Annotated in this window: 9 protein-coding genes; 4 read left to right on the top strand and 5 right to left on the bottom strand. The window is 72.7% G+C overall.

The genetic code is table 11. The features are described 5' to 3' along the window. Positions 1–83: 83 nt before the first annotated feature. Positions 84–416, bottom strand: coding sequence for a YciI family protein (locus tag AB0I21_RS56790; protein ID WP_360574300.1), 333 nt, complete (start codon positions 414–416; stop codon positions 84–86). Between the two features lie 31 nt (positions 417–447). Then, positions 448–1,704 carry an amino acid permease gene (locus AB0I21_RS56795; RefSeq protein ID WP_360574302.1) on the bottom strand — a complete coding sequence of 419 codons (1,257 nt, stop codon included), beginning with the start codon at positions 1,702–1,704 and terminating at the stop codon, positions 448–450. A gap of 71 nt (positions 1,705–1,775) precedes the next feature. Here AB0I21_RS56795 and AB0I21_RS56800 point away from each other — a divergent pair, with 71 nt between their 5' ends. Next, on the top strand, positions 1,776–2,726 hold the full coding sequence (locus tag AB0I21_RS56800; protein ID WP_360574303.1) for a helix-turn-helix domain-containing protein: 951 nt from the start codon (positions 1,776–1,778) through the stop codon (positions 2,724–2,726). 59 nt (positions 2,727–2,785) lie between these two features. Here the strand turns inward: AB0I21_RS56800 and AB0I21_RS56805 are convergent, their stop codons facing one another. Then, positions 2,786–3,370 (bottom strand): hypothetical protein, encoded by a 585-nt coding sequence (locus tag AB0I21_RS56805; protein ID WP_360574305.1) that lies wholly within the window; start codon positions 3,368–3,370, stop codon positions 2,786–2,788. 73 nt (positions 3,371–3,443) lie between these two features. Continuing rightward, entirely contained in the window at positions 3,444–3,635 is a 192-nt protein-coding gene (locus AB0I21_RS56810) for a hypothetical protein (RefSeq protein ID WP_344502264.1), read from the bottom strand. Between the two features lie 319 nt (positions 3,636–3,954). Here AB0I21_RS56810 and AB0I21_RS56815 point away from each other — a divergent pair, with 319 nt between their 5' ends. From AB0I21_RS56815 to AB0I21_RS56825, 3 genes are all read left to right on the top strand, one after another. Further along, positions 3,955–5,181: an ROK family transcriptional regulator gene (locus AB0I21_RS56815; RefSeq protein WP_360574308.1), complete on the top strand. Its 1,227-nt coding sequence runs from the start codon at positions 3,955–3,957 to the stop codon at positions 5,179–5,181. A gap of 473 nt (positions 5,182–5,654) precedes the next feature. Next, on the top strand, positions 5,655–6,356 hold the full coding sequence (locus tag AB0I21_RS56820; RefSeq protein WP_360574310.1) for an ATP-binding cassette domain-containing protein: 702 nt from the start codon (positions 5,655–5,657) through the stop codon (positions 6,354–6,356). Positions 6,357–6,455: 99 nt separating this feature from the next. Continuing rightward, on the top strand, positions 6,456–7,322 hold the full coding sequence (locus AB0I21_RS56825; protein ID WP_360574312.1) for an SMP-30/gluconolactonase/LRE family protein: 867 nt from the start codon (positions 6,456–6,458) through the stop codon (positions 7,320–7,322). Between the two features lie 76 nt (positions 7,323–7,398). Here AB0I21_RS56825 and AB0I21_RS56830 read toward each other — a convergent pair. Further along, positions 7,399–7,866 (bottom strand): sigma-70 family RNA polymerase sigma factor (locus AB0I21_RS56830; protein ID WP_360574314.1); only part of this gene is annotated, 468 nt, incomplete at its 5' end.

The raw sequence follows: 7,866 nt of genomic DNA on the forward strand, positions 1-7,866 counted from the left end.
GCGGCGAGCACCCTGGCCCACTCGCGACGGTGCGCGTCGGCGACCGCCTGCCTGACAGCGGCGGACTCCACGAACGGCGCGGCCTACTCGAAGACCATCACCGGGCGGACCTCGACGCCGCCGAAGCGGGCCGGGCACAGCTTGGCGATCTCCAGCGCCTCGTCGAGGTCCTTCGCCTCGATCACGTAGTAGCCGCCGAGGACCTCCTTGGTCTCCACGAACGGGCCGTCGGTGACGACGTCGCCGCGGATCGAGGTGGCCGTCGCGACCCCCTGGAGGGCGTTGCCGCCGACCAGCCGCTCGCCGACCTGCTCCGCGAATCGGTTGTGGGCGTCCATGACCTCCTGGTACACGGACTTGTCCGCGCTCTCGTAGTCCGCCTCGTTCTCGTAGATGAGGATCAGGTACTGGGCCATCGTGGCTGCTCCTTCAAGGGAATGCGTCCTCTTACACTCCTACGTCAATCGGCACCGGACCCGAATCGACAGGCCGGGCGAGAAATTTGTACGCGAGTGCGCAGCCGGCCACGGCGAGGGTGCCCAGGACGTACCAGCCGCTGAGTGCGAGCAGCCCGAACGACGCGGCGCAGGAGACCGCCGCGCACCACCACACGGGCGTGCGGCGCGGCAGGAGGCGCAGCGCCGCGGCGGTGCCCAGCACGTACACGAGGACGAACGCGCCGCTGGTGAGCAGGACCAGCGGGCGGGTGCCGGTGCCGGTCGCGGTCACGAGCAGCAGCGACGCGCCGCCCAGCGCCGCGACGACGGCGAGACTGCGCCGGGGCACCTCGCCGGCGCCGCTGCCCCGCCCGAACCACGCGGGCAGCGCCCGGTCGCGGCCGAGCGCGGCACCGAGCTTGGCCGCACCCGCGTAGTAGGCGTTCATCGTGCCGAGCGTCAGCAGCACCGCGGCGCCGGCGGTGAGCGCCTTGACCTGCCCGCCGACGCCGCGGGCGAGCAGCTCGGCGAGGGGTGCGTCGCCGGGCGCGGGGCCCAGCACCAGGATGCTGGCGGCGGCGATGCCGAAGTACAGCACGCCGACGATGACCAGGGCGATCGCCGTGGCCCGGGGCAGGTCGCGGGCGGGGCGCCGGAAGTCGCCGGCGAGGGACGTGACCGCCTCCCACCCGGCGAACCCCCAGACCAGCAGGGCCGCCGCCGACCCGACCGCCCACCAGCCGTGCGGGGCGAACGGCCGCAGGTTGCCGGGGTCGGCGTGCGGCAGGGCGGTCACGGTCGCCGTCAGCAGCAGCGTGACGAGCAGCAGTGCCAGCCCGAGCTGCAGCCGGCCGGACACCCGCACGCCCCCGAGGTTGCCGGCCGTCACCACGAGCATGAGCGCGGCGGCCGTCAGCAGCTCCGTGCGGGTGCCGCCGCCGAGCGCCGCGGCCACGTACGCCCCGGCGAACAGCGCCGCGGCCGGCGCGCCGACCGGCACGGCGAGGTAGAAGCACCAGCCGACGACCGCCGCGGCGCGGTCGCCGAACGCCTTGCCCGCGTACGTGGCGACGCCGCCCGAGTCGGGGAACCTGGCGCCGAGCGCCGCGAACGTCGCCGCGAGGGGCACCGACAGGGCGATCAGGGCGGCCCACGCGACGAGTGACGCCGGTCCGGCGGTCTGCGCGGCGAGGGCGGGCAGCGCGATGACCCCGGTGCCGAGGACCGCGCCGATGGACAGGGCCGCCCCTTGGGGCACGTTCAACATGCCTGCTATTCGACATCCCCCGCGGATCAAGGGCGAGTGGCAGGAATGCCATGTTGGGTAAGATTCCAGCCATGCGTCATCTCGTCGGCGTCGCGGTCACCGAGGACATGCCGGTCTTCGAGCTGGCCGTGCCGTGCGAGGTGTTCGGCATCGACCGGTCCGACCTGGCGGACCCCTGGTATGAGCTGCGCTTCGCCGCCGCCGCGCCGGGCGTCGTCCCGGCCCGTTCCGGGCTGTCCGTGACCGCACCCCATGACCTCGGCACGCTGGTCGACGTGGACACGCTGATCATCCCGGCGTTCGCCCGGGCCAGGCAGGTGGAGCCCCCGCCGGCACTGGTCGAGGTGGTGCGGGAGGCGCACCGGCGCGGGAGGCGGATCGTCGCGATCTGCACCGGCGCGTATGTGCTCGCCGCCGCCGGCCTCCTCGACGGCCGCCGCGCCACGACCCACTGGATGAACGCCTTCGACTTCGCCCAGCGCCACCCCGCCGTCACGTTCGACCCCGACGTGCTCTACACGTCCGACGGCACGATCTTCACCTCGGCCGGCACCGGCGCCGCGATCGACCTCTGCCTGCACCTGGTCCGCCTCGACCACGGCGCCGCGGTCGCCAACGAGGTCGCCCGCCGCATGGTCGTCCCGCCGCACCGCGACGGCGGGCAGTCGCAGTTCGCCCACCCGCCGCCGCGCCCCCGCACCCCGGACGCGCTCGGCGCCGCCCTCGACTGGGCCAGGGCCCGCCTCGACCAGCCCCTGACCGTCGCCGACCTGGCCCGCGAGGCCCGCCTGAGCCCCCGCACGTTCGCCCGCCGCTTCCGCGAGTCGGTCGGCACCAGCCCGCTGCAGTGGCTGCTGCGTCAGCGGGTACGACTGGCGCAGGAGCTCCTGGAGACCACCGACGACTCGATCGAACGCATCGCCCACCGGACGGGCCTCGGCACCCCCGCCAACCTGCGCGCCCACTTCGCCCGCCAGACCAGCGTCACCCCCACCACCTATCGTCAGGTCTTCCACCGCTGATCCGGCCCGTGAGGGAGCGTCCGTGACCGTCGACGAGCTGACCCGGGCTGACGGCGACGTCAGGCCGGGCGGAGGGCGGCGAAGACGTCGGGCCAGTTGGCCGGCAGGTTGTCCCAGATGAAGCGCTGGTAGCGGGTCATGAGGCCGACGGCGGCGGCGCGCACCGCTGCGTCGTCGGAGCGGGTCGCCGCCACGCACCGGTCGAGGCAGTCCCATTCCTCCCGGTCGCGCTCCGGTACGCCGATCGTGGCCAGCGCCGCCTGGATGGCATCGTCCTCGAAGAAGCCGTCGTCCCACGCGGTCGCCGCGCCCAGCAGGTACATCAGCTGCGGGCTGGGCGTCAGCCGCTGCGCCGCGAGCGTCCCGCTGTCATAGGTGCGGTCCTCGTCCTCGCCCACGATGCCGGACTCCCCGACGGACAGGTCGACCAGGTCCCGCCAGTAGGCGGCGTCGTGCGCCCCGTCCCGTTGCAGCATGTGCCGGCTCGCGAACTCCGCCATCCGCGCCGGGTCGTCGACCAGCGGCGAGACCGCGGTGTCCATGCTGTAGTCGAACCCGAAGAACCACCGGCGGCCGTCGACCACCATCGACTCGATGCCGCCGACCTGCCCTTCGCGGTCCGCGATCGGCGTGATGTCTGCCATGACGGGCGAGCGTAGTACGGCGGCGGGACACGACCGGCGGGCCGGAATGGCCCGGCCGGTCAGCGCCCAGGCGTCAGCAGGGGATCAGCTCGCCGCGGCGGGCCCGGACCCGGGTGCCGTCCACCAGCGTGATCTCGACCCGGCCGTTGGCGTCGGTGTCACCGAACGCATAGATCTCCTTGCCGTCGTGCGGGGCCAGCTCGGCGTGGTGCACGCCGTTCCGGTCCGGCCGCAGGACCCACTTCAATTCCGGCGATTTACCCATTTCGCCCACCCCCTTCGTCCGAGGCTAACGGGCGAGACGGGCGCCCGGTGCGGACCAGCCGGGGTCGGTACCCGTGTGAGTGAGCCGGGCGCGTTCATCGCAGACCGCCGGGCCAGGCGAGGTATTCGCGGAAGCCCGTCACGCGCCCGTCGCGCAGTTCGAAGTTCAGGCACAGGCGCTGAGTGAAGGGTTGCGAGATGCATTTCCATCGTCGCTCCAGGAACGTCAGTTCTGCCTGATTCAGACAGAATAGAGGTCGGGGAAGCGCTCTACCGTCTGCTCTATTGACTGGACCATGGTGAATGCGAATACTCAAGTCATGTCGCCGCTCGACTCGGGATCCGCACAACGCAGCGCGAACCGCAGCCGCGTGATCCACGCGCTGCGGCAGCACGGTGCGATGAGCCGGGCCGCCCTCGCCGAGATAGGGCTGTCCCGGTCGACGGTCGCCAGCGTCGTCGGGGAGCTCATCGAGGCCGGCGCGGTGGTCGAGGTCGGCGGCGCCAACGGCGCACATCCGAGCGGCAACGGCCCCCATCCGAACGGCAACGGCAGCAGGAGCAAGGCGGGCCGGCCGCCGACCCTGATCGGGCTCAAGGGCGGCCTCGGCGTCGCGGTGGGCGTCGAGATCGGCAACGGGATCGTGCGGATCGCGATCTGTGACGTGGCACAGGCGATGCTGCGGCACAAGACGGTCCAGGTCGACGAGCAGACCTCGCCGCAGGACACCCTGCTGCTGGTCGACCGGCTGATCGACGAGCTGCTGGAGCAGACCGGGTTCCGGCGCGACGAGGTGATCGGCGTCGGCATCGCCATGCCGGGACCGATCCAGCGGCGGACCGGGCTGACCGGCCGCGCGTGCACGCTCAAGCCGTGGGTGGGCCTCGACCCGCGGCTGCTCGCCGAGCACGTGCTCGGGCTGCCGGTGCACGCGGGCAACGACGCCAACCTCGCCGCCCTGGCCGAGATGACCTGGGGCGCCGCGCGGGGGCTTCGGGACTACGCGTACATCTACACCGCCACCGGCATCGGCGCAGGGTTCATCATGGACGGACGCCTCTACGTCGGCGCCAACGGCACGGCCGGGGAGATCGGCCACACCACCATCAACGAGGACGGCCTGGTGTGCGCGTGCGGCGGCCGGGGGTGCCTGAACACCCTGGCCAACCCGGACGCCATCACCGACCAGCTGTGGCAGAGCCACGGCCGGCGGCCGTCGATCGGCGAGGTGATCAGCCTCGCGCAGCAGGGTGACGCCGGGTGCCGCCGCGTCCTCGCCGACGCGGGCCGGCACATCGGGGTCGCGATGGCCAACATGTACAACCTGCTCGACCCCGAGCTGATCGTCCTCGGGGGCAGCCTCGCGCCGGCCGGTGACATCCTCATCGAGCCGCTGCGCCAGTCGATGATGCGCCGCGCGATCCACGCCGGGGAGGCCGTCCCCGACGTCGTCGCGGGTGAGATCGGGATCGACGTGGTCGTCGTCGTGGGTGCGGCCGCCGCCGTGCTCCGCGACGCCAACAGGTTCCCGCTGCCAGTCCGCTGACCAGCCGGCCGGCCTTCCCAACCCGTCGGCCGGCCGGCGCGCCACAGGCACACCCCAAAGGCACACACCAAGGCACACGCCAAGGCACACACCAAAGTGCGCACCAAAGGCACACACCAAGCACCGGAACAAAGAAACGGCCAGAGCGAAACAGCTCTGGCCGCCCTCGCCGCACGCCAATGCAGCAAACAACAACCGGCCGCGGATTGCCGTCCAGAGCCGATCGTCGAAGGTGGAGCAACCATGATTCTACCGCGTTCCGTTACGGCCCTTTTAGCGCTCACACTGCTGTTTCCGGTCGCCGCCGCCTGCAGTACCGGCGAGAACAGCCCCAAGGAGAGCAAGGGGAAAATCAAGATCGCGCTGTCGAACTCGTTCATCGGCAACGGCTGGCGCGTCGAGATGGAGAACGTGTTCAAGGCGGCCTGCGCGATGCCGCCGTACAAGGACCAGGTCGACTGCAGGAGCAGCAGGTGGCGTGGCTGGCGGCGCACATGCGGCGGCTGCGGGAGGAGGGCTGCTGCGTGGTCTTCACCTCGCACCGGTGGCGCGAGATCGAGGCCCTCGCCGACCGGGTCACCGTGTTCCGCAACGGCACCCACGTCACCACCCGGTCGCGGCTGGCCGAGTCCGAGGCGGTGACGCTGATGAGCGGCCGCACCCTGGAGGCCACCTATCCGCCGCTGGCCCCGCCGCAGGACACCGTCGCGCTCGAGGCGCGGGTCGGCGAGGTCGACATCGCGGTGCGGCGCGGCGAGATCCTCGGCATCGGCGGCCTGGCCGGGCAGGGGCAGCGCGAGGTGTTCCTGCGGCTCTTCGGCGTCGGGCGGCAGCAGGTCACCGTCGGCGGCGTCCGGACCACGATCAGGAGGCCGAAGGACGCGATCCGGGCCGGCATCGGCATCGCGTACGTGCCGGAGGACCGCAAGGCGGAGGGCCTGCTGCTGCCCATGTCGGTGCGGGACAACCTGGCCCTCGCCACCCTCGGGCGGCGGTCGGTGGCCGGGTTCGTGCGCCGGGCCGCCGAGCGCGCGGCGGTGCAGGGCGTCGTCGACCGGCTGGCGGTGCGGGCCGCCTCGACGGCGCACCCCGTCGGCGCCCTCTCCGGCGGCAACCAGCAGAAGGTCCTGATGGGCCGCTGGCTGCTCAGCGGGGCCGAGGTGCTGCTGCTGTGACGCTGCTGCAGGCGGAGCGGGTCCCGGAGTACGGTCGGAACGTCATCTATGGTCTGGTGATCCTCGCCATCCTCTTCACCTACGGCAGGGAGCGCGCCGATGACTGAGACCCCGGTTGACACACTCTGCGACATCCCCTGCGAGCTGGGTGAGAGCACGCTGTGGGACGACGTCACGGGCCGGCTGCACTGGGTCGACATCGACCGGGCGCTGCTGTTCACCCTCGACTGGGCCACCCGCCGGGTGGAGACCCTGCGCCTGCCGTCCACGGTCGGCAGCGTCGGGCTGCGGTCCGGCGGCGGCCTGGTCGCGGCGCTGCGGCACGCCCTGGCCTTCGTCGCCGACGACGGCACCGTCGAGGTCGTCGCCGAGGTGGAGTCCGATGTACCGGGCAACCGCTGCAACGACGGCGCCGTCGATCCCGGGGGCCGCTTCTGGTTCGGCACGATGGACGAGACGGAATCGGCGGCGAGCGGCGCGTTCTACTGCCTGCGCGACGACCTGAGCGTCACGAAGGCCTTCGGCGGCGTCTTCGTCTCCAACGGCCCGGCGTGGAGCCCCGACGGGCGCACCCTGTATCACGTCGACTCCGCCCGCAGCCGGATCACCGCCTACGAGTTCGACCCCGCGACGGGCGCCGTGGGGGGCGGGCGGCTCTTCGCCTCCGACGAGGACGAGGCGTGGTTGCCGGACGGGGTGACGGTCGACGCGGACGGCTTCGTGTGGAACTGCAAGTGGGACGGCGGGCGGATCGTCCGCTACTCCCCCGACGGCCGGATCGACCGGGTTGTGGAGCTGCCGGTGCCCCGCCCGACGCGGTGCGCGTTCGTCGGCCCGGAGCTGAAGCTCATGGCGGTGACGAGCGCCCGCCGCGGGCGCGGCGCCGCGGCGCCCCGGTCGGGGCAGCTGCTGCTGCTCGACCCGGACGCGACCGGCCTGCCGGCCGCCCGGTTCACGGGACGCTAGAAGGCGGCGGGCCGGAGCCCGCCGCCTTCACCGGCTACCTCGGTCGGTCCCGGCGTCGCCGAAGACCGTGGCGTGGTCAGTCCTGGGTCAGCGACGCGCGCAGGGTGCGCAGCGCGCCGGCCAGGAGGCGGGACACGTGCATCTGGGAGATGCCGAGCTCCGCGGCGATCTGCGACTGCGTCAGGTTGCCGTGGAACCGCATCGCGATGATCTTCTGCTCGCGGGCGGGGAGCTTCGCCAGCAGCGGGCGCAGCGCCTCGCGGTTCTCCACGTTGGCCATGTCGGGGTCGTCGCCGCCGAGCAGGTCGCCGAGGCCCGTGACGCCGCCGTCGCCGGCCTCGCCGACGGGCGCGTCCAGCGACAGCGCGCGGTACGCCTGCCCGCAGTCCAGGCCCTCGATGACGTCCTCCTCGCTCGCCCCGAGCTTCGCCGCGAGGTCCGCGACCGTCGGGGAGCGGCCCAGGTCCTGGGCGAGGTCGCCGGAGACCTTCGAGATCTCCAGGCGCAGCTCCTGCAGGCGGCGGGGCACCCGGACGTCCCAGCC

The organism is Dactylosporangium sp. NPDC050588 (assembly GCF_040654975.1).
In the GTDB taxonomy this organism is placed as follows: domain Bacteria; phylum Actinomycetota; class Actinomycetes; order Mycobacteriales; family Micromonosporaceae; genus Dactylosporangium; species Dactylosporangium maewongense.